Origin of the sequence: Halomonas halodenitrificans DSM 735 (genome assembly GCF_000620045.1) — a bacterium.
GTDB lineage: Bacteria > Pseudomonadota > Gammaproteobacteria > Pseudomonadales > Halomonadaceae > Halomonas > Halomonas halodenitrificans.
This window is the reverse complement of the sequence record NZ_JHVH01000003.1, coordinates 167802-191863: the sequence shown is the minus strand read 5'-3', so window position 1 is coordinate 191863 and position 24062 is coordinate 167802. Positions and strand designations below refer to the sequence as shown.

Here is a 24062-nt window from a genome sequence, read left to right as displayed (position 1 = left end):
CGAAGCCGAGCACGTATGGCTTATCGCTCACCGGTGGCGATGGGGCGGGCCGGGTCGCGGATCCACTCGCTCCAGGAGCCCGGATAGAGCCTGGGCAAGGGCCTGCCGGCTATCGCATAGGCGAGAATGGTGTGGCAGGCGGTAACGCCGGAACCGCAGTAGACAACCGCCTCATCGGCCTGTGGCAGCGCCGCGGCCAGGTCCTGGGGGCTCTTGAAGCGCCCATCTTCGCCCAGGTGGTCGGCACCGGGATGACAGACCGCGCCCGGTATATGGCCCGCCACCGGATCCACGGGCTCGACCTCTCCCCTGAAACGCTCTCGGCTGCGGGCATCGATCTTGACCCCACCGGCCGACAGGAGGGCATCCGCCGCCACCCAGGCGTCGTCATGATAGGTCGGACGCCAATCGGATGCGCCCGCGGCGCCCTCCTCGCCCTCGCGCAGCTCACCGCCCTGGGTCTGCCATGCCTGAATACCGCCATCCAGCACCCTGACGTCGGGGTGACCGGCCCAGCAGGCCAGCATCCACCAGGCCCGGGCGGCGGCCAACTGCCCGCCCTTATCGTCGTAGACCACTACCGGCACCTCCGGGGTCACGCCCAGGCGCTGGAGCGTCGCAGTAAACGCCGCCTGGCCGGGCAGCGGGTGGCGTCCGCCCTCCCCCGGCGGCGCCGCCAGGTCACGATCCAGATCGAGATGCCGGCTGCCCGGCAGGCTCGCCTTCCACCATAGCTCGTGGCCGGCGCCGGGGTCGTCCAGGCGCGCCCGGCAATCCAGCAGACGCGGGGGGCAAGGGCCACCCAGGGCCTCATCCAGCTCTCGGGCCGCGATCAAGGGTTGGTTCATGCCTGATCTCCTTCCAGTAGTTCAATGGGGGCGCGGCGGGCGATCAAGCGTCGCCTGCCGGCATGTCGGAAACATACCTCGATCACCGGATTATCCGGGTCCCCCTCCACCAGGTCGATCTCGCCGTCCCCGAATACCGCATGACGCAAGCGCTGCCCCACATCGAAGCGGCGAAGGACTGGCCCTGGCTCGGTGACGCCCTCGTGCGCATGAACCAGGGGGAGGTCACGGCCGAGCCGGGTCAGGTAATGCCCTACCAGGGCCGGACGCGACACTACTAGAGAGCCTTCGCCCGGCTCGTCCAGGCGCCGGGCCAGGCGGTCGCACTCCTCCCAGGCGCTCTCGGCGAGAAAGCGGCTGGGACGGTGCTCGCCCCCGTCGTGGAGCAGCAACAGCCGCTCCCGGGCCCGGGTAATGGCCACATAGAAGAGCCGGCGCTCCTCTTCGAGGCGCTGTGGGGATAGGGGATTATCTCTGGTGTAATGGGGAAAGTCCTGTTCATTGACACCGGCAAGCGCCACCAGCGGCCACTCCAGCCCCTTGGCTCCGTGCACGGTGTTGATCAGCACACCATCCTCGCGGTTCTCCACCGGCCGGCTCAGCAGCTCGATAAAGGCCCGGGTATCGTTGCCCAGCTCCCGGGCCTGCTCCTTGAGCACATCGAGCAGGCGTACGTCTTCCTCGCCCTTGTCGCGCCGCGCCGCGGCACGCTTGAGCACCTTCTCGGCGTCGACCTCACTCACCACATACTCGAGCAGCTCGGCCGGGGGGCGGTATGCGAGTCGCGGCAGCTCGCAGAGCAGCGCCCAGCGCTTCTTGAGGGTGCGCCTCTGATGGGGCTTCAAGGGCGCCAGCAGCGGGTCCTGGGCGGCCGGCCAGCGCTGGCTTTCCGCTAGCCATCGCGCGAGCGCCTCGAGGCGCTCGCGTGCCACGAAGGGCGTCGGCTGAGCGAACAACAAGGCCAGGTGTGCCGGATCGCGAAGCAGGCCGGGCTCGCAGGTCAGACGCAGATAGCCAGCCAGCGCCTGGACCAGGGGCAGGCGGAAGACAAAGCGATCCTCCCGGGCCAGGCGAAAGGCGACCCCCTCGCGCAACAATGCCAGCTGCAGCGGTACCGAGAGCGCCCAGCTGCGCACCAGCACACAAGCCTCGGCAAGCCCCCTTCCCTGCTGCTGCCATGCGGCCAGACCCTCCAGCAGGCCACGGCTACCCAGCCCGGCCTCGATCCGGGTCAAGGGGTTGTCGGGCGCCGCCAGGCATTGCTGGTCGGGGCGACGCCGATTGGCGTCGATGGCATGATTGGCCGCCAGCGCCAGGGCATGGCCGTGGCGGAAGGTGGTGGAGAGCGGATAGTCCACGGCGGCCCCGAAGGTAGCGGTGAAGCGCTCCAGCATGGTCTCCGGGTGGGCGCCGCGCCACTCGTAGATGCACTGATTGGCATCTCCCACCGCCATCACCTCGGCACGCCCGCCGGCGAGCAGGGCCAGTAGCCGCTGCTGGACGACATTGATGTCCTGATACTCATCGATGATGACGTGGTCGAGATATCCCTGGGTGCGACGGCGCAAGCCGGCGTCCGCCTCGAGGACACGCAGCGGGCGATACAGCAGATCCGCATAGCCCATCAGCCCCTGTTGCTCCAGCAACGCCTCGGCCTGCTCGAAGGCGGCCGGAAAGTAGCGAGTCTCCGCGCCGTAATCCAGGCGTTCGTGCAGCTCGGTGGCGGAGACCATCTCGGCCTTCACCAGGGCACAGAAATGGGCCAGCGCCTCGAGCCGTTCGGCGTCCAGTGCCGACTCCCTGGCCTCGGCGTCCTGATCGCCCAGTGCCAGCTGGGTGGCCTGGCGCAGCAGGCGCTCGAGCTGCCAGTCGGCGGTGAGCAGCTGACGGGGCGCGAGGGCGCCCCAGCGCGTCAGGCTGGCGCTGAGTCGATGGCCCAGGGAGTGGAAGGTACGCACGTCCGGTAACCGCTGCCCGCTCGGCGCCATGGTCGCCAGACGCGCCTGGAAGTCCGCCCGCGCCGAGCGATTGAACATGAGCACCAGGATTCGCTGCGGCGCAACGCCACGCTCCAGCAGGCGCAGCACCCTCGCCACCATGGTCGTGGTCTTGCCGGACCCCGCCACCGCGGCCACGCGCGCGTGTCCGGCGCGGTGTTCGACCACGGCGCGCTGTTCATCGGTCAGTCGCACGCCGTCTCGCCATCGACCAGGCCCAACGGGTGCCAGAGACCGTCACTGCGAATCCCCAGGGCGCCACGCCCGTCTTCCAGGGTGAAGGGGGCGGCCTCCTCGACCAGACGATAGAAGACATTGCGCCCCAGCCGTGCGGCGAGGCCGAAGCGTACCGGAACCTCGGGCACGACCTCACCGGCGGGGGTCTCGCTGAGCGTGAAGGCATGGTCGGCCCCCAGCGACAGCCGGTCTCCCACATTGGTGGTCAGCCACCAGATACCCTCGGCGTCACGCTCGGCATCGACCACCAGGAAGGGGCAGTCCTCGACACGAATCCGCTGCTTCTCGGCCGGCGTGACCAGGACATGACGACCATCATCCTCGCGGCGCAGTATGGTGGAGAGCAGGCGTACCAGATGCGGCCTGGAGATGGCGCTCCCCTCATGTATCCACCGCCCATCGGCAGCGATCACCAGATCCATCTCCCCAACATGCCCGGGATGCCACTCATCCACCGGAGGAATATCGCCCCCGGGGTCGATCTGTGCCACCAACGGTTCCAGATTCATCGTACATCTCCTACTTGACCAGGCCGGCGCCCTGCAGGATGCCACGCATCTCCTCGGAGACCTCGGGGGCGGCGGCACGAAATAGCCGATAGAAGTTGGCGGTGGTCTGCATGGCAACTTCGTCGACACTGATCCCGCGCTCGGCGGCGATGCATTCGGCCACCTCGACCACCCAGGCCGGCTCATTGGGTTTCCCGCGATACGGGACCGGAGCCAGATAGGGGCTGTCGGTCTCGATCAACAGCCGATCCAGCGGCACCCGCCTGGCGACCTCACGTAGCGACTCGGCGCTATGAAAGGTCAGGATCCCCGAAAGCGAGATATAGAAGCCGTGGCGTACCGCCTCCCGCGCCATATCGAGATCCTCGGTGAAGCAGTGCAGCACGCCACCGACCTCGGGATTGGTATGCTCGCGGATCAGCGCCAGCGTCTCGTCACGCGCCTCCCGGGTATGAATGATCACCGGCAACTCGAGCTCGGTGGCCGCGACCAGCTGGCGCCGGAAGCGCTCGCGCTGCACCTCTCGCGATGGCACCTCGTCCGGGGCCTTCTCCAGGTAATGATAGTCGAGACCGCACTCGCCGATGGCCACCGCCCCATGGCGCTCGGCGCCCTCCTTGATGGCCGCGATGCTCGGCTCCTGGTCTAGCCGGTGCAAGGGATGGACCCCGGCGGAGATCACCACGTCATCATGCTCGCGCGCGATGGCGGCCACTCCCGGCAGGTCATCGAGGGTGACGCCGATGGCCAGGAACTGTTTCACACCGCGTGCGCGGGCGGCGTCCAGCGTCGCGGCGAGGTCCCCGTCATGGGTGGCGGGGTCGAGACGGTCGAGATGGCAATGCGAGTCAACAAACATGCGGTCAGATACCGAAAACAGTGAATGGCGAAACGCTCGTCAGAGCGTATGGGTCGGTGTGCCGTCGTCGGGATGCCCGGCGAGCAGGCGCTCGATGCGGTCGCGGGTGAGCGAATCCGCCGTGCTGAAATGAATTCCCACCCCGGGCGGGCGCCCACCCGAGGCGCCGTCCGGCGTGACCCAGATGACCTCTCCGGTGACGGGAATCGCGTCGGAATCGCCAGGCAGTACCAGCAGCAGGTGGATCTGCTGGCCCAGTTCGTGGCGCTCGCGAGTGGGCACGAAGATGCCGCCCCGTTCGAGCGCCGGCATGTAGGCCGCGAACAGTGCCTGGGTATCCTCGATCGTCAGTGACAACGCTTGCGGAGCCACCATGGCTTCCTCCTGCGGGGCATAGGGCACGGGGGCCAGGGCCCCGCATCACGACCGCAGCAACGCGGACCATCGCACCAGCCAGGCTTCAAGCACCAGCTGGGGATTGGGGTTGCCGCCGGCCGCCAGCAGGCGGCGTTCTTCCCGGGCGTAATCGAGCAGACGGAACCAGTCGCGCACCCTGGCGTTCTTGACCGCCTGGCGATAGAGCGGGAGCAGGTCGGGATTGCACAGCCCCTCCGCGTCTCCGGAAAGCCCCAGGCGGATTAAATCCTCGAGCCAGGCAATACCGTACCACAGGATGGCATCGATGGATTGGCGGTCAAGCCGGGCCGCCTCGGCCACGGGTTCCGCGCCCCGCACGAGCGCCTCGAAGGTTTCCACCAGCTGCTGGCGCAGGGCCCTGGCATCGGGCGTCGCCAGGCGCACGGCCTGGCGCGGCAACCCGCCGGCAACCGTTAACCAGAAACCGGCCTCCTCCGGGTCGCCGAGGCGTTCGGCAAGCCAGGGCAGGCAGGCGTCGGGGGCGGGTACGGCCAGGCTCCAGTGCTGACAACGCGAACGAATGGTGGGCAGCAGCCGCGACGGAATATCCGACAGCAGCAGGAAGAGCGTCCTGGCGCCGGGTTCCTCCAGACTCTTGAGCAGCGCATTGGCCGCGGCCACGTTGAGCGCCTCGGCAGGTGCGATGAGGATGACCCGGTAGCCCCCCTGCTGGGCGGTCTGGGCAACGAAATGGTTGATCTCGCGAATGGCATCGATACGGATCTGGCGTTTACCCTCCTCCAGCTCGACACACATCAGGTCAGGATGGTAGCCGGAAGCCAGCATCCGACAGCCGTGACAGCGGCTACAGGCCACCATGCCGGGCTCGGCACACAGGGTTCGCGCGGCCAGGGCGTCCACCAGGGAACGCTTGCCTATCCCCCGGGGCCCGGAGATCAACAGCGCATGGGGTAGCCGACCACTATCCGCCAGCCGACAGAGTTCCTCGAAGCGCTCGCCAAGCCAGGGCAGCGGCGCCAGGGTGGTGATGGGCGCCGGATTCAGCTCCGCCATGCCGCCACTCTCTCCTCAAGCACATGCTCGATCTGCTCGCCGACCGCCTGCCGGGAACGAGCGGCGTCGATGATCGCGATACGTTCCGGCGCCTGGGCGGCACGGGTCAGGTAGGCCTGGCGGACCGACTCGAAGAATTCGCCGCGCTCCTGCTCGAAGCGATCGCGCCGTTCTCCACGCTGTTCCAGGCGCCGCTGTGCTGCCGTCATGGGCATATCGAGAAGCAGGGTCAGGTCCGGGGCAAGGCCCTGCTGAACGAAGGCCTCGAGCTTGGCGATACGCGCATCGTCGATGCCACGCCCGGCGCCCTGGTAGGCAAAGGTGGCATCGGTGAAACGGTCACACACGACCCAGGCACCCCGCGCCAGGGCCGGGCGTATCACCCGCGCCAGGTGCTGGGCCCGGGCCGCAAATACCAGCAGCAATTCCGCATCATCATCCAGCGGCTCCTGTTCATCCGGGTCAAGCAGCAAGCCGCGGATGGCCTCGGCCCGGGGCGTGCCCCCGGGTTCACGCGTCTGGATCACCTCCAGGCCCCGTGACTCCAGCCACGCCACCACCCGTGCCCGGTTGGTGGACTTGCCGACCCCTTCGCCCCCTTCCAGGGTGATAAAGCGCCCGACTCCGTGTCCTCCCTTCCCCTCGGAACGTCTCAGATCACATGCCCCGGAGTGCCGGCCCATGGAGGAGGCATCGTGACTATCTCCCTGCATGCTGTCGACGCCATTCTCGGCGTAGGCGTGCCGCTCCGGAGTGTCCCCGGCATTTTTCGCTGGCCGTTCGGGGTGCTTTTTACCCATGCCTGCTCCAATCAGCGATTGCGGATATAGCGATTGACCGCATTATTGTGCTCACGCAGCGTGCGTGAGAAGTGGTGTGTGCCGTCGCCCTTGGCCACGAAGTAGAGCGTCTCCCCGGGCAGCGGGTCGACGGCGGCCTCCAGGGCGGCCCGTCCCGGCAGGGCAATCGGCGTAGGCGGCATGCCGTCGATGACATAGGTATTGTAGGGGGTGGCCTCACGCAGGTCGGCCCGGGTGATATTGCCCGCATAGCGCTCCCCCATGCCGTAGATGACGGTGGGATCGGTCTGCAGGCGCATCCCCTGCTCGAGCCGGCGCTTGAAGACGCCCGCTATCTCGCGCCGCTCCTCGGGGGCCCCCGTTTCGCGCTCGATCAGCGACGCCATGACCAGGGCCTCGTAGGGTGTCTCGAAGGGAAGACCCTCGACCCGCTGTGCCCATACCTCCTCGAGGGTGGCCGTCATGCGTGACAGCGCCTGCTCAAGGATCTCCAGGTCGCTTACCCCCTTGTGATAGAGATAGGTATCGGGAAAGAATCGACCTTCGGGATGCTCCCCCTCACGCCCCAGCAGTGACATGACCTCGTCATCAGCGAGCCCCTCGGTGCGGTGTTCAAGCTTCGGCGCCGCCGCCAGGGCATCGCGCATCTGCCGGAAGGTCCAGCCCTCGGGGACGGTCAACGGATAGGTCACCAGCTGGTCGCTGCCCAGCCGCTGGAGCACGTCACGGCCGCTCATGCCGGGCTCCAGGCGGAATTCCCCGGGGCGCAGTCGCGGCAGGCTCTCGGGGTCGAGGCGTGCCAGGGCCCGGAAGGCCCAGCCATCCTCGATCACGCCCCGCTTCACCAGGTCGCTCACCACGCTATGATGGCCGGCACCGCGAGGCACTTCATAGAGCATCGTCTCGTCGATCGCAAGCGGGGCCGAAAGACGCGATTGCCAGTAGCGATAGCCGCCCCACAACGCCGTGACGGCCACCGCGAGCAGCAGCAGAAGGCAGATCAACACTCGCCGCATTGGAGTCCTCTCGATTCAGAAAGCGTCAGGCGTCGGATACCCCAACACGCCGTGTGCCTCGGCCTGGAAGTGACGATGAAGGCCACCGAGGGTCCAGCGACGGCACACCTTGCCCGACATATCGTCCAGGCGCACAACCGGCCAGATGCCCTGTACGGAATTGCCCAGCCAGACGGCCTCGGCATCGTCCAGCGCTTCGTCCCCCGCCTCGACCTCGTGGATCTCGACGCGTGACATCAAGGCCTCGCGCAGGGTGCCCGCTACCCCGCAACGCGCGAGCGAAGGCGTCTCCAGGCGGCCGGCGCGCCGCCAGAAGAGGTTCATGGCGGTCGCCTCGACCAGGCGCCCCGCCTCATCGCTGAGCAGCCCCTCGGCGATGGCGTCATCGCCCCACTCGCGGCGTGCGAGCACGTTTTCCAGGCGATTGAGATGCTTGATCCCGGCCAGGAGCGGCTGCCCCGCGAGGCGCAGGCGACAATGCCGCACCCTCACGCCCAGCCGCCAGCGGGATGCATCCGGGGCGAAGGAGGTCAGCCGCCAGCGCAGGCGCGGCGCGGGAGAGGCCGGCGGGCGATAGCCCCGACCGCCACTTCCCCGGGTCAGCATCAGCTTGAGCACCTCGAGCCCCGCCCCTGCCTCGGCCAAAGGCAGGGCCAGGTCATGCTCGTCGGGCATCGGCATGCCCAGCACCCGACAGCCACGCGCCAGGCGTGCCAGGTGCTCATCCCAGAGTAGCGGCCGCCCGTCCCTGATCAGGATGGTCTCGAAGAGGCCGTCACCGTAGGCGGCGCCGCGATCGTCCAGGGGCCAGCTAGCCGGCTCGCTCACGCGCCCCTCGCTCACACCCTGGTGAAGACCAGGGTGCCGTTGGTGCCACCGAAGCCGAAGGAGTTCGACAGGGTCACGTCGATCTTCATCTCGCGAGCCGTGTGAGGCACATAATCGAGCTCGCAGCCCTCCTGGGGGTTATCCAGGTTGATGGTGGGGGGCGCCACCTGGTCGCGGATTGCGAGAATCGAGAACACCGCCTCGACGGCGCCCGCAGCTCCAAGCAGGTGCCCGATCATCGACTTGGTGGAACTGACGGCGACCGACCTGGCGGCCTCGCCCATCACATGCTGCACGGCCAGACTCTCGGCCAGGTCCCCCGCAGGCGTGGAGGTACCGTGGGCATTGATATAATCGATCGAGGCCGGGTCGAGGCCGGCATCGCGCACGGCGTTGGCCATGGACAGGGCGGCGCCGCTGCCGTCTTCGGGCGGGGACGTCATGTGGTAGGCGTCATCGCTCATGCCGAAGCCGGCCACTTCCGCATAGATGGTCGCCCCGCGTGCCTTGGCATGCTCGAATTCCTCCAGCACCAGCACACCCGCACCGTCGGAGAGCACGAAGCCGTCACGGTCGCGATCCCAGGGGCGACTGGCCTCTTCCGGCGAATCATTGCGAGTAGAGAGTGCCCGGGCCGCCGAGAATCCGCCCAGCCCCAGCGGCGTGGTGGCCATCTCGGCGCCGCCACACACCATCACATCGGCATCACCATAGGCGATGGTCCGCGCGCTGTAACCGATGTTGTGGGTACCGGTGGTGCAGGCGGTGGTGATCGCGATATTGGGACCACGGAAGCCATGCTGGATCGCCAGGTTACCGGAGATCATGTTGATGATCGAGCCGGGCACGAAGAACGGCGAGATACGCCGCGGCCCACTCTTCAACATGGCGTTATGGTTATGCTCGATCATCGGAAGCCCGCCGATGCCGGAACCGATGGCCACACCGAAACGCTGAGCATTCTCCTCGGTACACTCGATGCCGGCATCCTGGATCGCCTGCCCCCCGGCCGCCATGCCGTACTGGATGAACAGGTCCATCTTGCGGGCTTCCTTGGTGTTCAGGTAGGGACTGATATCGAAGTCCTTCACCGAACCGCCGAAGCGCGTGTTGAAGCCGCTGACATCGAAATGCTCAATGGGCGCGATACCGCTCTTGCCGGACACGATATTGCCCCAGCTCTCTGCCACGGTATTCCCCACCGGAGTGACCAGGCCCAGGCCCGTCACCACTACTCGTCTACGTGTCATCAACGCTCCTCCAGGCATCCAGGATGATCACGGCCCGTCCGGGCCGTTTAGTCAGGCGCATTATAACGACTCTCCCTGCGACATGCCGCCCTGGAAGAGCACAGACATGTTGTCCGGGTGCGAAAAAGCCGCCCTTGGAGGCGGCTTTCGTGGGGCCGTTCCGGCGAGGCCGGCCCCGAGCATCAGCAAGCGGCATCGACCGCCACCAGGCTTACTGGTGAGCGTTAACGTAGTCGATGGCTTCCTGGACGGTGGTGATCTTCTCCGCTTCCTCGTCGGGAATCTCGGTGTCGAACTCCTCCTCGAGCGCCATGACCAGCTCGACGGTATCCAGGGAATCGGCGCCCAGATCTTCGGTGAAGGAGGAACTGTTCTGGATGTCCTCTTCCTTGACGTTCAGGCGCTCGGCCACAACCTTCTTAACGCGCTCTTCGATGGTGCTCATTATGACGTACTCCAGTCGTTCACATTGGCCGTCCAGATGACCAGCCGTTTGGGGTTCCAGATCCGCAAGCCGGAAACTGCGGGGTAGTGTATAGAGCCCCCGGGGCCGGCGCAACCACCGGTCCCGGCACCTCTCAACGCATGTTCATGCCGCCGTTAACATGCACGATCTCGCCGGTAATATAACTGGCCGTCTCGCCGGTGAGAAAGCCCACCGCGGCCGCGATCTCCTCGGGCTGACCGAGGCGTGAAAGCGGAATCTGGTCAAGCAGGGCCTGCTGCTGCTGCTCGGGGAGAGCCTCGGTCATGTCCGTGGCGATAAAGCCGGGGGCCACCGCATTGACGGTAATCGCACGCGACGCCACCTCACGGGCCAGGGCTCGCGTGAAGCCTTCCATGCCCGCCTTGGCGGCCGCATAGTTGGTCTGCCCCAGGTTCCCCATGCTCGCCACTACCGAACTGATGCTGACGATACGCCCGAAGCGGGCGCGGGTCATGCCCCGCAGACAGGCCTTGCTGACACGATAGACCGACTTCAGGTTAGTGTCGACGACATCGTCCCACTCCCCTTCCTTCATGCGCATCAACAGGTTGTCTCGCGTGATCCCGGCGTTGTTGACGAGGATGGTCGGTGCGCCGAACTCCTCGCCGATCGACTTGACCACGGCATCGACGCTGGCCGGATCGGTCACGTCGAGACACCTTCCGGCGCCCTCGATCCCGTGGGCCTTGAGATCGGCATCGATTCTCTCGGCTCCGGCATCGGTGGTCGCCGTGCCGATCACGATGCGGCCCTGGCGACCCAGCTCATGGGAAATGGCCCGGCCGATGCCGCGACTGGCACCGGTGACCAGGGCGACTCTGGTTTCACTAGTCATGAAAGTTACGCCTTATCCTGTGGAAAGTGATCAACCGTTGCTGGATGCCACACTGCGCGCCAGCTCCAGGGCGGCATCGAGACTGTCAGGATCATTGACCGCGAGCCCCTTGCTGCCGCGGGCAATACGCTTGCCAAGCCCGGTCAGCACCTTGCCCGGCCCGCACTCGATAAAGACGTCGGCGCCCCGCTCGCTCATGGCCTCGACACAAGCGGTCCAGCGCACCGGGCGGTAAAGCTGCTCGATCAGTCGTGTGCGCAGGGTCTCGACGTCGGCATGGGCCTGGGCATCGACGTTCTGGATCACCGTATAACGCGGCACCTTGAGCGCCACCTCGTCCATGGCGGCAGCCAGCTGCTCGGCGGCGGGCTCCATCAGGGCACAGTGGGAAGGCACCGAGACCGGCAGCGGCATGGCCCGCTTGGCCCCCGCCGCCTGACAGGCCGCAATGGCCCGCTCGACGGCCGCCTTGCTGCCGGCGATCACTACCTGGCCGGGGGCATTGTAGTTCACCGCCGAGACCACATCGCCCTGGGCCGACTCGGCACAGGCCTGCTCCACCACGGCATCATCGAGACCCAGAATCGCCGCCATGCCACCCTGCCCGGCAGGCACGGCCGACTGCATCGCCTCACCACGCAGTTTGACCAGCCTGACACCCTCGGCAAAGGGCATCGCTCCGGCACACACCAGGGCGCTGTATTCGCCGAGGCTGTGACCGGCCATGGCGTCGGGCCGCGGCCCCTCGAGCTCCTGCCAGATACGCCAGACCGCCACGCTCGCGGCAAGCAGTGCCGGCTGGGTGCAGGCGGTCGCATTGAGCGCCTCGGCGGGTCCCTCCTGGACGATCTGCCAGAGGTCGTAGCCGAGCGCCTCCGATGCCTCCTCGAAGGTGGTGCCCACCACGCTGTAGCGCTCCGCAAGCTCACGCAGCATGCCGACCTGCTGAGATCCCTGTCCGGGAAACACGAGGGCGAGCGGTTGAGTCATCTTTGTCACCTTTGCTTTTATTGCCTTTCATCCCCGTCGGCCGCACCGACGCGAGACGTAGAGTCCTGCCGAGCGCCGCCCAGCTCCCCCGCCAGACGCCGAGGCAGATCATGCTCCACCTCCTGCACGGCGCGCAGCACGGCAAAGCGAAAACCCTCGGCATCGGACCCACCATGGCTCTTCACCACGATGCCCGCCAGCCCCAACAGGCTGGCGCCGTTGTAGCGGACGGGGTCCAGTTCGCCACGCAGACGACGCAGCGCCGGCCTGGCCAGCAGGCCGACCAGACGACTGCCCCAGTGCGCCTCGAAGGTGGCCTGAACCCGGCCCACCAGCATGCGCGCCAATCCTTCGCTGGCCTTGAGCACGATATTGCCGACAAAGCCATCGCAGACCACCACGTCGATATTGCCGGCGAAGATGCCGTCGCCCTCGACGTAGCCGCGATAATCGAACGCCGGCAGTTCACGCAGCCGCGCATCGGCCTGACGGACGCCGGCGGTCCCCTTGATGCCCTCGACGCCGATATTGAGTAGCGCCACCCGCGGTCGCGCCAGCCCATCCACATGCCGCGCCATCGCCTCGCCCATGCGGGCGAAGTCCACCAGGCGGTCGGCAGAGGCATCGACGTTGGCCCCCAGGTCGAGCAGGTAACAGCGCCCCTGCTCACGCGTGGGGATCGCGGTACTGATCGCCGGGCGAGGAATGCCGGCTATCGTTCCCAGGGCACGCCGCCCCAGTGCCATCAGGGCCCCGGTATTGCCACCGCTGACACCCGCCTGGGCATCTCCCGCCACCAGGCAGTCGAGCATCCGCGCCATGCTGGTGTCACCGCCATGACGCAGGGCTTCGGATGGACGCAGCCCCGAGGCTATCTCACCGGGAGCATCCACAACCTCCAAACGCGAACCGGCCGCGGCGAGGCGCCGCGGCAGGCTGGCAATCTCACGTTCGAGGCGGGCACGGGGGCCAAACAGACTCAGCGCGAGACGAGACTCCTGTAGGGCAGCCCCAGCGGCACCGCGTACCGCGGCACGAGGCCCGAGATCCCCTCCCATGGTATCGATGGCGATTCGCATCAAGGAGTCAGAGGCCTGAGGTTACCACCGGTCGGGTCGTCGCCTTACGCGTCGACGACCTTGCGACCACGGTAGAAGCCATCCGGAGAGACATGGTGACGCAGGTGGGTCGCACCGGTCTCCTTGTCCTGGGAAAGGGCCGGGGCGCTCAGGGAGTCGTGGCTACGACGCATGCCACGCGTGGAACGAGTCTTGCGGTTCTTTTGAACTGCCATGGGATATCACTCCAGAGTGAATCGGTAATCAATCGGTTTTTTTGCCCTTGAGATGCCGAAGCACATCGAAGGGGCTGGCTGCGGGCTCGTGGGATGCCGCAACATCCTCCCCGCTGGTCAGCTGGTCGCGAGAGACCGCACAGTCGGCCTCATCGTGGTAAACCACCTGAGGAAGGCTGAGGATCAATTCATCCTCGACTACCGTCAGCAGGTTCAGCTGTTCGTCTTCCACCAGCACCGGCTCATGGGTGCTGGGCAACTCGGCCGCCAAGGCATCGCTGGTGACCATGCCGAGCAGGAACTCGCTCTCGACGTCCTGCGCCATGGGCTGCAGGCAACGCCGGCAAGGCAGCTGCAGCGCCGCTTTCAGTCGTCCGTGAATCTCGTGGCGACCCTGGACGTCGATGGTGAAATCCAGCCACACCTCGGCGTCGCCCTCTTGCCGACCGACCGCTTCGGTCAATCGCGTCAGGTCGCCAAGGGCCATCAGGCCTTCAAGATGCTCGGCTCGGGCGGCGAGCTTGTAAGGCTCGACCCGTTCGGGGAGTCGTGTGGTCAACATAGGCGCGCAATGATAGGCACTCCCTCTGCCCCTGTCAAAGCCGCCGATGCACAGAAGAGCATGCTACCCTGCACGCCCCTTGTTCTCCTGGAGCCCCCGCATGCCGCGCCTCGTCCTCGCCTCAGGATCACGCTGGCGACGCCAGCTGCTTGACCGCCTGGGCCTCCCCTATGCCTGGCAAGGCCCCGAGATCGACGAAAGCCCCCGCCCCGGCGAATCGCCCGGCGGCCTGGTGCACCGACTGGCACTCACCAAGGCGCAGCAGCTCGCCGGCGAATGGCCCAAGCACCTGATCGTCGGCTCCGACCAGGTCGCGCTCTTCGCCGGCGATATCCTGGGCAAGCCCGCCGACCTGGCCGCCGCCCGCGCCCAGCTGGCGCGTTTCTCGGGCAACCGCGTGCGCTTTCTTACCGGCCTGGCGGTGGTGGATACCCGCAACGGCCACCACCGGGTGTGCCATGAGACCTATGACGTGGTGTTTCGCCGGCTCCATGACGACGAGATTGCTCGCTATGTAGAACGGGAGCAGCCGCTGGAATGCGCCGGCAGCTTTCGCATGGAGGGGCTGGGCATCACCCTGTTCGAACGCCTGGAAGGCGACGACCCCAATACCCTGATCGGCCTGCCGCTGATTCGTCTCTGCGCCATGCTCCGCGAAGCCGGACTGGATCCGCTGGGACCCGCATCCTGAAGCCGCGGCTTTTCCGGCGACAAGCCTCCGAGGGGGCGCTGTGAACCCTTCCATGGGCGCTACCGATGCCATCCTTGGCATAGGACCCCCTCTACGACTTGTCCCCGGCGCCGCTCGGAGCTGTGCTGCCAGCATGCTTAAAGCTCGGCGTTCTAAGGTAGCTGGTAACGCACCGGCGATTCGGCACGGGGCAGCCCCAGCCACTCCATGGCGACCCGGCCGAACTGGCGGGACAGTCGCTTGAACGGGTCCAGTCGCGGCGTGTAATCATGCAGTCGGCGCTCGGAGAGGCGCTCCCTGGCCAGGGTGTCCAGGCTACCCAGCGAATCCACCAGCCCCAGCTCCAGGGCCTGCTCGCCACTCCAGACCAGCCCGCTGAACAGCGTCTCATCATCGGCCAGGCGCTCCCCACGCCCCTCGCGCACCGCGGCAATGAACTGGTCGTGGGTGCTATCCAGCACCGACTGCCAGAATTCGCGCTGCTCCGGGGTCACATCCGAAAAGGGGTCGAGGAAGGCCTTGTTGTCGCCGGCGGTATACACACGACGCTCCACGCCCAGCTCCTCGATGGCCTCCCGAAAGCCGAAGCCGGAGTAGATGACGCCAATCGACCCCACCAGGCTGGCCGGCGCGGCAATGATCTCATCGGCACCGGCGGCGATGTAGTAGGCGCCGCTGGCGCCGATATCCTCGATCACCGCGATAATCGGCTTGTCGCCCTCACCGCGCAGCCGCATGACCTCATCGAAGATACGCTGGGACTGCACCGGACTCCCTCCGGGGCTATTGATATGCAGCACCACTGCCTCACTCGCCTCGGCCTCCCAGGCGCGCCTGAGGCCGGCATTGATACGCTCCGCACTGGCGGTGCCCTCGGCCTCGATCACACCACTCACCTCGACCACGCCCAGGTGTGGGCTATCGGCCCCGCCGACCGCAGCCGGACCCGCCAGCAGCCCGTAGAAAGTTACCGACAGCGAAGCCACAATCAGCGCCGCGAACAGGAAGCGAAAGAACAGCTTCCAGCGCCGCGAACGACGCTGCTCCACCAGCACACCGTCTATCCAGCGCCCCATCATCGCCGTCTGCTCGAGCCGCTGACGCTCGCGCAGGGCCTCGGCGTCCTCGTCGGCCATCATCGCCTCCGACTCGCTCCCCGGGCGGCCCGCCCGGGCCTCGTTGCGATTCACCTCGGGCCCCTGGGTCCAGGGGTCGCGCGTGTCACCGGGGCTTTCGCCGCGCTCGTTGCGATCATCGGTCATGGTTCAGGCTCCCTGCAGCCAATCGAAGAGCTGGGGCACCGTCTCGGCGGTGAAGGCCGGCCGGCTCATCGCCAGCCTGTCGGGCGCATGCACCCCCCAGGTCACCGCCACGCGATCCATGCCGATGGCCCGCGCCATCTCGAGGTCATACGCCGTGTCCCCCACCATGACGGCCTCCGTCACCGGCACGGCGAGCTCGGTCAGCAGCTGCTCGAGCATCAGCGGGTGAGGCTTGGAGCGCGTCTCGTCGGCCGTACGGCTCGCCTGGAACCAATGACCACTGCTGCTCTCGTGAAATATGCGATCGAGGCCGCGCCGACTCTTGCCGGTCGCCACCGCCAGACGCTGACCGGGACGCTCCCGGAGTTCCGTCAACCCACTCACCACATCGGGAAAGAAGGCCATGGGCGTGTCATTGCCTTCCACGAAGTGCCAGGCGTAGCGGCTGCGCAGCCGTTCGGCTCGCTCGACGTCAATGCCCGGACAGAGGGTCGCGATGGCCTCGGGAAGCCCCAGGCCGATGATATTGCGTATGGCAGCGTCTTCCAGGCGACCCCAGCCGGCATCCCGGGACGCCGCCTGCATGCAGGCGACGATCCGCGCCACGGAGTCCATCAGGGTTCCATCCCAATCGAAAATCACCAGTCGATAACGCATGTCGGCTCCTCAAGGGGTCTGGCGAGCGCGGCTCAATGCCGCCTCGAGGTCATCGGGCAGCGGCGCACGAATCCGCACCTCGCGGCCGCTGGTGGGCTCGGGGAAGGCCAGCGACTCGGCGTGCAGGAAGAGTCGCGAGAGACCCAGGCGCGCCGCCAGCTGCTGACTCTCACGCGAGCCATACTTGTCGTCACCCAGCAGCGGATGCCCGGCATGGGCGGCGTGCACACGGATCTGGTGGGTGCGCCCGGTCACCGGCTCCGCCTCCATCAGGCTCACCTTCGGCAGGGCTTCGCGTACCGCAAACCGGGTACGTGCCACCTTGCCCTCGGCATCGACGCGCACGCGTCGCTCGCCGTTGGCCAGGTTATAGCGATCCAGGCGGGCCGCCACGAAGTCACGCCGCTGAGGCCAGCGCCCCGCCACCAACGCCAGATAGCGCTTCTCCATCTGGTGTTGCTTGAGCGAGGCATTGAGTGCCAGTAATGCCGGCCGTGACTTGGCCAACAACAGGCAGCCCGAGGTATCACGATCCAGCCGATGCACCAGTTCCAGGAAGTCGAGATCTTCACGCACCTGACGCAGTGCCTCGATCAACCCGATCTTGACGCCACTCCCGCCGTGAACCGCCAGCCCCGACGGCTTGTTGATCACCAGCCAGTCACGCCCTTCGACCAGCACGCTGCCGGCCAGCAGGTTACGCAGGTTGTCGCTTACCTCACGCACCGCCTCCCGCGGCGACATCTTCAGCGGCGGGATACGCACCATGTCCCCCGTCGCCAGGCGGCTATCGGGCTTGACGCGCTTCTTGTTTACACGCACCTCACCCTTGCGCACGATGCGATAGATCAGCGCCCGTGGCGCTCCCTTGATACGCGTCATGAGGAAGTTGTCGACCCGCTGGCCGTCCTGTCCTTCCGTCACCGCCACCCACTGTACGTCGCGCCCTTCGGCCATGCCGAGACTCCACTGCTCTGAACCTGCGAAGGACGCATTCTAACGCAGTGTTCGCCCCACCGCGCCAATTGCTGCTTACAGCGCTTGCTGGTATATTGCCGAGTCGTTCCAATGGGCAAGATATGGCCCCACAGCGCCTGCCCGACAGACACGCAGGCCGGAACGAAAAAAGGCCGCGACGACGCCAAGACGTCCCGCCGCCCGTTGCCATGATGCAATAGACAAGTGATAGAGCGATAAACGCGCCACGCCCGTATCCCCCGCCGCTTTTTCCGTCACGAAGCGACGGCAGGCCACGGGACACGTTCAACAACGTGCCGGAGGCCGGCGTAGGCGAATCGATGAATGCCAGGTGTTGGCGGTGACCGCAGGGCCGGATGGGTGACGCCCACCGAAACATGTTCTGCCCCCGCCCCGTACTCAACAGGCTCATGCCGCGGCGCTGCCCCACCGGGAGCGACGCGTTCGAACGCAGCTGCGCATCCACGACATGCGCTGAGCACAAGCACGCAGCACACAGCGATTCGCCACGTCGCGCTCTTCGGCGCTATATAGTGCGAGTCAACATGAAACGGATGCTCATCAATGCGACCCAGCCCGAAGAGCTGCGTGTCGCCCTGGTCGATGGACAGCGCCTCTACGACCTGGATATCGAGTCCGGTGCCCGAGAACAGAAGAAGGCCAACATCTATCGCGGCAAGATCACCCGCATAGAACCCTCCCTCGAAGCCGCCTTTGTCGACTTTGGCGCCGAGCGCCACGGCTTCTTGCCGCTCAAGGAAGTCTCCCGCGATTATTTCGTCAAGGACCCCGACGGCCGCCCCAGCATCAAGGAAGTGCTGAAGGAAGGCCAGGAGGTGATCGTCCAGGTCGACAAGGAAGAACGGGGCAACAAGGGCGCTGCCCTGACCACCTTTATTTCCCTGGCCGGTCGCTTCCTGGTCCTGATGCCCAACAACCCCAAGGCCGGCGGTATCTCACGGCGAATCGAGGGTGAGGAACGCAGCCAACTCAAGGAGGCCATGAACCAGCTCAGCGTACCGGACCGCATGGGGCTGATCGTGCGCACCGCGGGTATCGGCCGCAGCTCCGAGGAGCTCCAGTGGGACCTGGACTACCTGGTTCAGGTATGGGAATCGATCACCTCCGAGGCCGGGAAGCGCCCCGCCCCCTTCCTGATCTACCGCGAATCCAACGTCATCATCCGCGCCATGCGCGACTACCTGCGCCAGGATATCGGCGAGGTACTGATCGACAGCCCCGCGGTACACGAGGAAGCCCTCGCCTTTATCCGCCAGGTGATGCCCTCCTACCAGCAGAAGATCAAGCTCTACGCCGACGAGGTACCGCTGTTCTCGCGCTTCCAGATCGAGTCCCAGATCGAGACCGCCTACGAGCGCGAGGTCAAGTTACCCTCCGGTGGTTCCATCGTCATCGACCATACCGAGGCGCTGGTCTCCATCGATATCAACTCCGCCCGCGCGACCCGCGGCAGCGATATCGAGGAAACGGCCCTGCAGACCAACCTGGAGGCGGCCGACGAGACCGCTCGCCAGCTACGCCTGCGCGATATCGGCGGCCTGGTGGTCATCGACTTCATCGACATGAGCCCGGCACGCAATCAACGTGAGGTCGAGAATCGCATGCGCGACGCCCTCAAGCTCGATCGCGCCCGGGTGCAGATCGGCCGCATCTCGCGCTTCGGCTTGATGGAGATGTCGCGTCAGCGCCTGCGCCCCTCGCTGGGCGAAACCAGCGGCGTGGTCTGCCCGCGCTGCAAGGGTCAGGGCACCATCCGTGACGTGCGCTCCATTTCGCTCTCCATCATGCGCCTTATCGAAGAAGAAGCCATGAAGGAGCGCAGCGCCCAGATCCGTGCCATCCTGCCCGTGCCGGTCGCGACCTACCTTCTCAACGAGAAGCGCAAGGTGCTCGCCGATATCGAGCGTCGCCAGGAGGTTCGTGTCGTCCTGCTGCCCAGCCCCGAGATGGACACGCCCCACTACGACGTCCAGCGCCTGCGCGATGACCACGTCGAGGAGGACGGCAGCCGGAAGTCCAGCTTCGAGCTTTCCCTGGAGACAGAGGTCGGCAAGGAGCCCGAGGCGTCCTTCGGCAAGCCGGCGCAGCGCACCGAGGCCGCGGTCAAGACCGTGATTCATCACGAGCCGGCACCGGCCTCCCTGCAGCAAGAGCCGCCAACCCAGCAGGAGGCATCTCCCGCCAAGACCACCGCCCCCGCCAAGGCCACTGCTCCCAGCCGCAGCGCACCGCCGATGACCGTGGAGCCCCAGGGCGGTGTGCTGGGTCGCCTGGTCAAGGGATTGAGCAAGCTGCTGGGCGGCGACGAGACGCCCGCGAGCGATGCCCGCAGCAAGCCGACGACCGAGAGCGCTTCCTCGAGCAGCGACCGGGGCGACCGCAAGACGCCCGTGCGCGAAGAGGATCGCGGCGGACGCGACAACCGTCAGCGCCGTCCGCGTAGCGACGATCGGCGTGGCGCATCGCGTCAGGACAACGGCCGCGGCGATCGCCACTCGAATGACGGCGATAAGCGTGATAATCGCAATGATCGCGGGAATCGGGGTCGCAATCGTCAGGACGACAAGCGCCAGGATAGTAATCGTCAGGACGGCAAGCGCCAGGACAGCAAGCGTCAGGACGACAAGCGCCAGGATAATAATCGTCAGGACGGCAATCGCCAGGACGACAAGCGTCAGAACGACAAGCGCCAGGACGACCGTCGCCAACCCCGTCAGCAAGACACCACCAAGGGCCGCGACGATAACCGTCGCCAGGGCAATGACGAAAAACGCGACACGCGCTCCGCACAGAAGCCGGCTGACTCTCAGTCATCAGGCGAGAGCAGGAAGCCTGCCGACGCCAGGGCGGAAAAGCCGGCGGATGATGGCAAGCCCAAGCGCACACGCAATAATCCGCGTAATCGCCGCCGCCAGCACGCCGTCAACCCCAAGGCGCTAGAAGAGCAACAGCGCCTTCAGGCGGAAGCCGCCGAGGCCCAGCCCGCCGACACGCCGACACCCACCGCCGCGGCGCCGGTCAACAGCAAGCCTGCCGAGACCGCCAAGGCACAGGCCGAGACCAAGCCGGTCGAGGCTAAGCCTGCCAAGGTCGAAGCCGAGGCCCCGGTCGAGAGCAAGCCCGCCGAGACCAAGGCCACGCCTGCCAAAGCCGAAGCCAAGCCCACCGAGGCGCCGGTCGAAAGCAAGCCTGCCGAGACCAAGGCCAAGCCCGCCGAGGCACCGGTCGAGAGCAAGCCTGCCAAGGTCGAAGCCGAGGCGCCGGTCGACAGCAAGCCGGTCGAGACCGCCAAGGCACAGGCCGAGACCAAGGCCAAGCCCGCCGAGGCACCGGTCGAGAGCAAGCCTGCCAAGGTCGAAGCCGAGGCGCCGGTCGACAGCAAGCCCGCTGAGACCGCCAAGGCACAGGCCGAGACCAAGGCCAAGCCCGCCGAGGCGCCGGTCGACAGCAAGCCGGCCGAGACCGCCAAGGCACAGGCCGAAGCCAAGCCGGTCGAAGCCAAGGCCAAGCCCGTCGAGGCGCCGGTCGAGAGCAAGCCTGCCGAGACCGAGACCAAGCCGGTCGAGGCTAAGCCCGCCGCTGAGGCCCCGGCCGAGGCTAAGCCGGTCGAGGCTAAGCCCGCAGCTGAGGCGCCGGTCGAGAGCAAGCCTGCCACCGAGGCGCCGGTCGAGAGCAAGCCTGCCAAGGTCGAAGCCGAGGCACCGGTCGACAGCAAGCCGGCCGAGACGCCGCCAGAGGCCGAGGCGCCAGCGGCACAGAGCCGTGCCGAGCGTCGCCGCCGGCGCGCCCACAACGATCCGCGGGAGATCCGCCGTCGTGAGCAGGAGGCCAAGGGCAAGCAGGGCTAACGCCTCTCGTGGAACCTGACGAACAGCGCCCGCAGTCTTGGCTGCGGGCGCTGTCGTTTAAGCGGGAAGGGTCCGGAGTCAGCCGGGCAGGCGCGGTTCGCGCTCCAGCACCACGCCGAAGCGCCCCTTTACCCGAGCGGCCACGCGGGCGGCAACGTCGAGCAACTCATCGGCGCTGCCCCCACCAAAATGCACCAGTACCAGGGCCTGGCGCTCGTGAACGCCGAAGTGACCATCGCGCCACCCCTTGAGGCCACACTGGTCGATCAGCCAGCCCGCGGCGAGCTTGACCCGGCCATCCGGCTGGGGAAAGTGCGGCATGCCGGGGTATTGAGCCAGCAGCCGCTCGGCCTGCTCGGCCGCGACCCGGGGGTTCTTGAAAAAACTGCCGGCATTGCCCAGGTCGCAGGGGTCGGGCAGCTTCTCACGACGAACGGCACAGACGGCCTCGGCCACCTCCAGCGGCGAGGCGCACGCACCCACTCGATTCGACAGGTCGCCGTAGCCCAGACGCGGCCGGGCATGGCGCGACAAGCGCAACACCAGGCGCATGATGACGACCCGCCCCGACAACGCCCCCTTGAAGACGCTGTCACGATAGCCAAACTCACAGGCGTCGCGATCGAGCCACGTCACGCGGCCGTCCGCTAGATGGAGGACCTCCACGGCCTCGAGCACATCGGCCAACTCCACTCCATAGGCGCCGATATTCTGGATCGGCGCCGCGCCGCAGTGGCCGGGAATCAGCGCCAGGTTCTCGATGCCCCAGAGACCCCGGGCGGCCAGGGCCATGACCAGCCGATGCCAGTTCATCCCGGCCTCGGCATGCACTCGCACCGAATCGCCCTCGCCGTCTTCCAGCCACCAGCCGGCCATGGCCGGCTGCACCACCAGGCCCGGCAGCCGGCCTGGCAGGATCAGGTTACTGCCTCCCCCCAGTAGCGTCAGCGGCCAACCCCGTGCATATGCCGTTTCCAGCGCCTGGGTGAGTTCCGACAGGTTCTCCGGCGCGGTAAAGCGCTCGGCCACGCAGGGCAGCCCCAGGGTGTTGGCATGGCCCAGGTCATGCTGGGTGCTGATGGCCGGTATCAACGGCAGGCTTCCCGGCGCGAGGCAATCTCCTCGACCAGGCCCTCGGCGGCACGTTCGACCAGGTCGAGCACTTCCTCGAAGCCCTCCTCGCCCCCATAGTAGGGGTCGGGCACGGCCTTGTCGGGCAAGCCGGCAAATTCCAGGAAGAGTCCCATATGGGCGGACATGCCTTCGGGTGCCTGCTCACGCATGGCGCTCAGGTTGTCATGGTCCATGGCCAACAGAAAATCGAAGGCCTGGAAATCCTCGGCATTCAACTGCCGGGCCCGCAGCGTTGAAAGATCGAAGCCGCGTTGCGCCGCGGCCTCCACGGCGCGGGGATCCGGCGCCTTCCCCTGGTGCCAGGAGGCGATGCCGCAGGAGTCTACCTCGACGCGGTGAGACAGGCCCCGTGCCTCGAGGCGGCGGCGAAACACACCCTCGGCGGTAGGCGAACGACAGATATTACCCAGACAGACAAATAGCACGCGCATCAAGAGTTTCCTCCCATGGATCCCTGTTCCAGAAGGCCCCGCACTCGGGCCAGGTCGTCTTCGGTATCGACGCCGGCGGGATGCGACTCACGGGCCAGGGCCACCTGAATGGCATGGCCATGATGCAGGGCCCGCAGCTGCTCGAGCTGTTCGAGCCGCTCGAGGGGAGACGGCGACCAGTGACCGTATTCAAAGAGAAACGCCGCCCGATAGGCGTAGAGGCCGATATGGCGCAGCCAGGCGTCGCCGTCCAGCGACTCGGGGCGAGTGGCGAAGGACTCCCTGTTCCAGGCCTCTCTGTCCCCGGCCTCTCTATTCCAGGGGATGGGGGCCCGAGAGAAGTACAGCGCGCGACCGTCCAGCCCACGCACCACCTTCACCACGTTAGGGTTGAACAGCGAGTCGGCCTCCGTGATGGGTTCGGCCAGGGTCGCGATGGAGGCGCCCGAGTCGTCAAACAGCCGCTCGGCGACCTGGTCGATCAGCGCCGGGGGTATCAGTGGCTCATCGCCCTGAACATTGACCAGCACGGCATCATCAGCGAGCCCGAGCCGGGAGGCCACCTCGGCCAGCCGGTCGGTACCGGAAGGATGGTCTTCCCGCGTCATCACCACCTCGGCCCCCAGCGGCGCCATGGCCCGGGCGATGCGTGGGTCATCGGTGGCCACCACCACCCGGCCGGCGCGGCTCTGACTGGCGCGCCGCCAGACATGGGCCAGCATCGGCTCACCGGCGATCTCCGCCAACGGCTTGCCCGGCAGCCGCGATGAGGCAAAGCGCGCCGGGATGACCGCGATAAACTCCCGGGGACCCTGGCCCTTGTCCTTTGCCATCAGGCCTCCCCCGCTCGCCCGGCCGAGTCATGCAGCTTTTCGTCCACGGAGAGTTGTCGCGCCTCCTCGGCCAGCATCACCGGAATGCCATCACGCACCGGATAGGCCAGACCATCATAGAGGCAGTGCAGCTCATTCGCCTCGCGACGGTACTTGAGTTTCCCCTTGCACAGCGGGCAGACCAGTAGCGCCAGCAGTTCCTTGTCCATCATATACCCTCACTTCCGGTGGAGAGCCGATACCAGCTCGGCTCGCGAATTCATG

The 24062-nt window shown here is 66.7% G+C and carries 25 protein-coding genes; 2 read left to right on the top strand and 23 right to left on the bottom strand.

The window, feature by feature from the left end; translation table 11 throughout:
- Positions 1-20: 20 nt before the first annotated feature.
- From Q358_RS0104530 to Q358_RS0104455, 16 genes are all read right to left on the bottom strand, one after another.
- Positions 21-848: a sulfurtransferase gene (locus tag Q358_RS0104530; protein WP_027960964.1), complete on the bottom strand. Its 828-nt coding sequence runs from the start codon at positions 846-848 to the stop codon at positions 21-23.
- Positions 845-3040 (bottom strand): ATP-dependent helicase, encoded by a 2196-nt coding sequence (locus Q358_RS0104525; protein ID WP_027960963.1) that lies wholly within the window; start codon positions 3038-3040, stop codon positions 845-847. The genes Q358_RS0104530 and Q358_RS0104525 overlap by 4 nt, the downstream gene beginning before the upstream one ends.
- Complete coding sequence (locus Q358_RS0104520) at positions 3031-3591, bottom strand: DUF1285 domain-containing protein (RefSeq protein WP_027960962.1); 561 nt, start codon at positions 3589-3591, stop codon at positions 3031-3033. Before Q358_RS0104520 ends, Q358_RS0104525 begins: the two co-directional genes overlap by 10 nt.
- A 10-nt stretch (positions 3592-3601) precedes the next feature.
- On the bottom strand, positions 3602-4450 hold the full coding sequence (locus Q358_RS0104515; protein WP_027960961.1) for a TatD family hydrolase: 849 nt from the start codon (positions 4448-4450) through the stop codon (positions 3602-3604).
- Between the two features lie 39 nt (positions 4451-4489).
- Positions 4490-4825 (bottom strand): PilZ domain-containing protein, encoded by a 336-nt coding sequence (locus Q358_RS0104510; RefSeq protein ID WP_027960960.1) that lies wholly within the window; start codon positions 4823-4825, stop codon positions 4490-4492.
- Positions 4826-4870: 45 nt separating this feature from the next.
- On the bottom strand, positions 4871-5881 hold the full coding sequence (locus Q358_RS0104505) for a DNA polymerase III subunit delta' (protein WP_051530174.1): 1011 nt from the start codon (positions 5879-5881) through the stop codon (positions 4871-4873).
- Positions 5869-6537: a dTMP kinase gene (gene tmk, locus Q358_RS0104500; protein WP_051530187.1), complete on the bottom strand. Its 669-nt coding sequence runs from the start codon at positions 6535-6537 to the stop codon at positions 5869-5871. Before tmk ends, Q358_RS0104505 begins: the two co-directional genes overlap by 13 nt.
- A 155-nt stretch (positions 6538-6692) precedes the next feature.
- Complete coding sequence (gene mltG, locus Q358_RS0104495) at positions 6693-7697, bottom strand: endolytic transglycosylase MltG (RefSeq protein ID WP_027960957.1); 1005 nt, start codon at positions 7695-7697, stop codon at positions 6693-6695.
- 15 nt (positions 7698-7712) lie between these two features.
- Positions 7713-8525 carry an aminodeoxychorismate lyase gene (pabC, locus tag Q358_RS0104490; protein WP_027960956.1) on the bottom strand — a complete coding sequence of 271 codons (813 nt, stop codon included), beginning with the start codon at positions 8523-8525 and terminating at the stop codon, positions 7713-7715.
- A gap of 11 nt (positions 8526-8536) precedes the next feature.
- The gene (gene fabF, locus Q358_RS0104485) at positions 8537-9775 is read right to left on the bottom strand and encodes a beta-ketoacyl-ACP synthase II (protein WP_027960955.1); all 1239 of its coding nucleotides are present in this window, start codon (positions 9773-9775) and stop codon (positions 8537-8539) included.
- Between the two features lie 211 nt (positions 9776-9986).
- Positions 9987-10220, bottom strand: coding sequence for an acyl carrier protein (acpP, locus tag Q358_RS0104480; protein WP_008956801.1), 234 nt, complete (start codon positions 10218-10220; stop codon positions 9987-9989).
- Positions 10221-10353: 133 nt separating this feature from the next.
- The gene (fabG, locus tag Q358_RS0104475; protein ID WP_027960954.1) at positions 10354-11097 is read right to left on the bottom strand and encodes a 3-oxoacyl-ACP reductase FabG; all 744 of its coding nucleotides are present in this window, start codon (positions 11095-11097) and stop codon (positions 10354-10356) included.
- Between the two features lie 30 nt (positions 11098-11127).
- On the bottom strand, positions 11128-12087 hold the full coding sequence (gene fabD / locus Q358_RS0104470; RefSeq protein ID WP_027960953.1) for an ACP S-malonyltransferase: 960 nt from the start codon (positions 12085-12087) through the stop codon (positions 11128-11130).
- A gap of 17 nt (positions 12088-12104) precedes the next feature.
- On the bottom strand, positions 12105-13166 hold the full coding sequence (plsX, locus tag Q358_RS16550) for a phosphate acyltransferase PlsX (RefSeq protein WP_084286436.1): 1062 nt from the start codon (positions 13164-13166) through the stop codon (positions 12105-12107).
- A gap of 44 nt (positions 13167-13210) precedes the next feature.
- Positions 13211-13381 carry a 50S ribosomal protein L32 gene (gene rpmF, locus Q358_RS0104460; protein ID WP_027960952.1) on the bottom strand — a complete coding sequence of 57 codons (171 nt, stop codon included), beginning with the start codon at positions 13379-13381 and terminating at the stop codon, positions 13211-13213.
- A 28-nt stretch (positions 13382-13409) separates the two neighbouring features.
- Positions 13410-13943 (bottom strand): YceD family protein, encoded by a 534-nt coding sequence (locus tag Q358_RS0104455; protein WP_027960951.1) that lies wholly within the window; start codon positions 13941-13943, stop codon positions 13410-13412.
- Between the two features lie 100 nt (positions 13944-14043).
- On the opposite strand from Q358_RS0104455, the gene Q358_RS0104450 reads away from it, so the two are divergent.
- Positions 14044-14634, top strand: coding sequence for a Maf family protein (locus Q358_RS0104450; RefSeq protein WP_027960950.1), 591 nt, complete (start codon positions 14044-14046; stop codon positions 14632-14634).
- A gap of 152 nt (positions 14635-14786) precedes the next feature.
- Here Q358_RS0104450 and sppA read toward each other — a convergent pair whose 3' ends face one another.
- The 3 genes from sppA to Q358_RS0104435 are packed head-to-tail and all read right to left on the bottom strand — an operon-like array spanning position 14787 to position 17510.
- Positions 14787-15896 (bottom strand): signal peptide peptidase SppA, encoded by a 1110-nt coding sequence (gene sppA, locus Q358_RS0104445; protein ID WP_027960949.1) that lies wholly within the window; start codon positions 15894-15896, stop codon positions 14787-14789.
- A 3-nt stretch (positions 15897-15899) separates the two neighbouring features.
- Positions 15900-16553 (bottom strand): HAD-IA family hydrolase, encoded by a 654-nt coding sequence (locus Q358_RS0104440; protein ID WP_027960948.1) that lies wholly within the window; start codon positions 16551-16553, stop codon positions 15900-15902.
- A gap of 9 nt (positions 16554-16562) precedes the next feature.
- Positions 16563-17510 (bottom strand): RluA family pseudouridine synthase, encoded by a 948-nt coding sequence (locus Q358_RS0104435; protein ID WP_027960947.1) that lies wholly within the window; start codon positions 17508-17510, stop codon positions 16563-16565.
- Between the two features lie 566 nt (positions 17511-18076).
- Here Q358_RS0104435 and rne point away from each other — a divergent pair.
- Positions 18077-21400 (top strand): ribonuclease E, encoded by a 3324-nt coding sequence (rne, locus tag Q358_RS0104425; protein ID WP_027960946.1) that lies wholly within the window; start codon positions 18077-18079, stop codon positions 21398-21400.
- A 78-nt stretch (positions 21401-21478) separates the two neighbouring features.
- Here the strand turns inward: rne and murB are convergent, their stop codons facing one another.
- From murB to Q358_RS0104405, 4 genes are read right to left on the bottom strand one after another with little or no spacing between them, the layout of a single operon-like run.
- Positions 21479-22492, bottom strand: a complete 1014-nt coding sequence (gene murB, locus Q358_RS0104420; RefSeq protein WP_245598269.1) for a UDP-N-acetylmuramate dehydrogenase — start codon at positions 22490-22492, stop codon at positions 21479-21481.
- Entirely contained in the window at positions 22489-22965 is a 477-nt protein-coding gene (locus Q358_RS0104415) for a low molecular weight protein-tyrosine-phosphatase (protein WP_027960944.1), read from the bottom strand. The genes murB and Q358_RS0104415 overlap by 4 nt, the downstream gene beginning before the upstream one ends.
- A complete protein-coding gene (gene kdsB, locus Q358_RS0104410) occupies positions 22965-23798 on the bottom strand; it encodes a 3-deoxy-manno-octulosonate cytidylyltransferase (RefSeq protein WP_027960943.1) in 834 nt (277 codons plus the stop codon). Before kdsB ends, Q358_RS0104415 begins: the two co-directional genes overlap by 1 nt.
- Positions 23798-24007: a Trm112 family protein gene (locus Q358_RS0104405; RefSeq protein ID WP_027960942.1), complete on the bottom strand. Its 210-nt coding sequence runs from the start codon at positions 24005-24007 to the stop codon at positions 23798-23800. Before Q358_RS0104405 ends, kdsB begins: the two co-directional genes overlap by 1 nt.
- Positions 24008-24062 lie beyond the last annotated feature (55 nt).

What these genes read in the sequence shown, in the direction of transcription:
- sppA (WP_027960949.1), bottom strand. Translation starts at nt 15,896, where the DNA reads ATGACCGATGATCGCAACGAGCGCGGCGAAAGCCCCGGTGACACGCGC.
- kdsB (WP_027960943.1), bottom strand. Translation starts at nt 23,798, where the DNA reads ATGGCAAAGGACAAGGGCCAGGGTCCCCGGGAGTTTATCGCGGTCATC.
- Q358_RS0104455 (WP_027960951.1), bottom strand. Translation starts at nt 13,943, where the DNA reads ATGTTGACCACACGACTCCCCGAACGGGTCGAGCCTTACAAGCTCGCC.
- Q358_RS0104415 (WP_027960944.1), bottom strand. Translation starts at nt 22,965, where the DNA reads ATGCGCGTGCTATTTGTCTGTCTGGGTAATATCTGTCGTTCGCCTACC.
- plsX (WP_084286436.1), bottom strand. Translation starts at nt 13,166, where the DNA reads ATGCGAATCGCCATCGATACCATGGGAGGGGATCTCGGGCCTCGTGCC.
- fabD (WP_027960953.1), bottom strand. Translation starts at nt 12,087, where the DNA reads ATGACTCAACCGCTCGCCCTCGTGTTTCCCGGACAGGGATCTCAGCAG.
- Q358_RS0104520 (WP_027960962.1), bottom strand. Translation starts at nt 3,591, where the DNA reads ATGAATCTGGAACCGTTGGTGGCACAGATCGACCCCGGGGGCGATATT.
- Q358_RS0104435 (WP_027960947.1), bottom strand. Translation starts at nt 17,510, where the DNA reads ATGGCCGAAGGGCGCGACGTACAGTGGGTGGCGGTGACGGAAGGACAG.
- fabF (WP_027960955.1), bottom strand. Translation starts at nt 9,775, where the DNA reads ATGACACGTAGACGAGTAGTGGTGACGGGCCTGGGCCTGGTCACTCCG.
- Q358_RS0104530 (WP_027960964.1), bottom strand. Translation starts at nt 848, where the DNA reads ATGAACCAACCCTTGATCGCGGCCCGAGAGCTGGATGAGGCCCTGGGT.
- Q358_RS0104515 (WP_027960961.1), bottom strand. Translation starts at nt 4,450, where the DNA reads ATGTTTGTTGACTCGCATTGCCATCTCGACCGTCTCGACCCCGCCACC.
- rne (WP_027960946.1), top strand. Translation starts at nt 18,077, where the DNA reads ATGAAACGGATGCTCATCAATGCGACCCAGCCCGAAGAGCTGCGTGTC.
- acpP (WP_008956801.1), bottom strand. Translation starts at nt 10,220, where the DNA reads ATGAGCACCATCGAAGAGCGCGTTAAGAAGGTTGTGGCCGAGCGCCTG.
- Q358_RS0104450 (WP_027960950.1), top strand. Translation starts at nt 14,044, where the DNA reads ATGCCGCGCCTCGTCCTCGCCTCAGGATCACGCTGGCGACGCCAGCTG.
- Q358_RS0104510 (WP_027960960.1), bottom strand. Translation starts at nt 4,825, where the DNA reads ATGGTGGCTCCGCAAGCGTTGTCACTGACGATCGAGGATACCCAGGCA.
- Q358_RS0104440 (WP_027960948.1), bottom strand. Translation starts at nt 16,553, where the DNA reads ATGCGTTATCGACTGGTGATTTTCGATTGGGATGGAACCCTGATGGAC.
- rpmF (WP_027960952.1), bottom strand. Translation starts at nt 13,381, where the DNA reads ATGGCAGTTCAAAAGAACCGCAAGACTCGTTCCACGCGTGGCATGCGT.
- mltG (WP_027960957.1), bottom strand. Translation starts at nt 7,697, where the DNA reads ATGCGGCGAGTGTTGATCTGCCTTCTGCTGCTGCTCGCGGTGGCCGTC.
- Q358_RS0104405 (WP_027960942.1), bottom strand. Translation starts at nt 24,007, where the DNA reads ATGGACAAGGAACTGCTGGCGCTACTGGTCTGCCCGCTGTGCAAGGGG.
- Q358_RS0104505 (WP_051530174.1), bottom strand. Translation starts at nt 5,881, where the DNA reads ATGGCGGAGCTGAATCCGGCGCCCATCACCACCCTGGCGCCGCTGCCC.
- fabG (WP_027960954.1), bottom strand. Translation starts at nt 11,097, where the DNA reads ATGACTAGTGAAACCAGAGTCGCCCTGGTCACCGGTGCCAGTCGCGGC.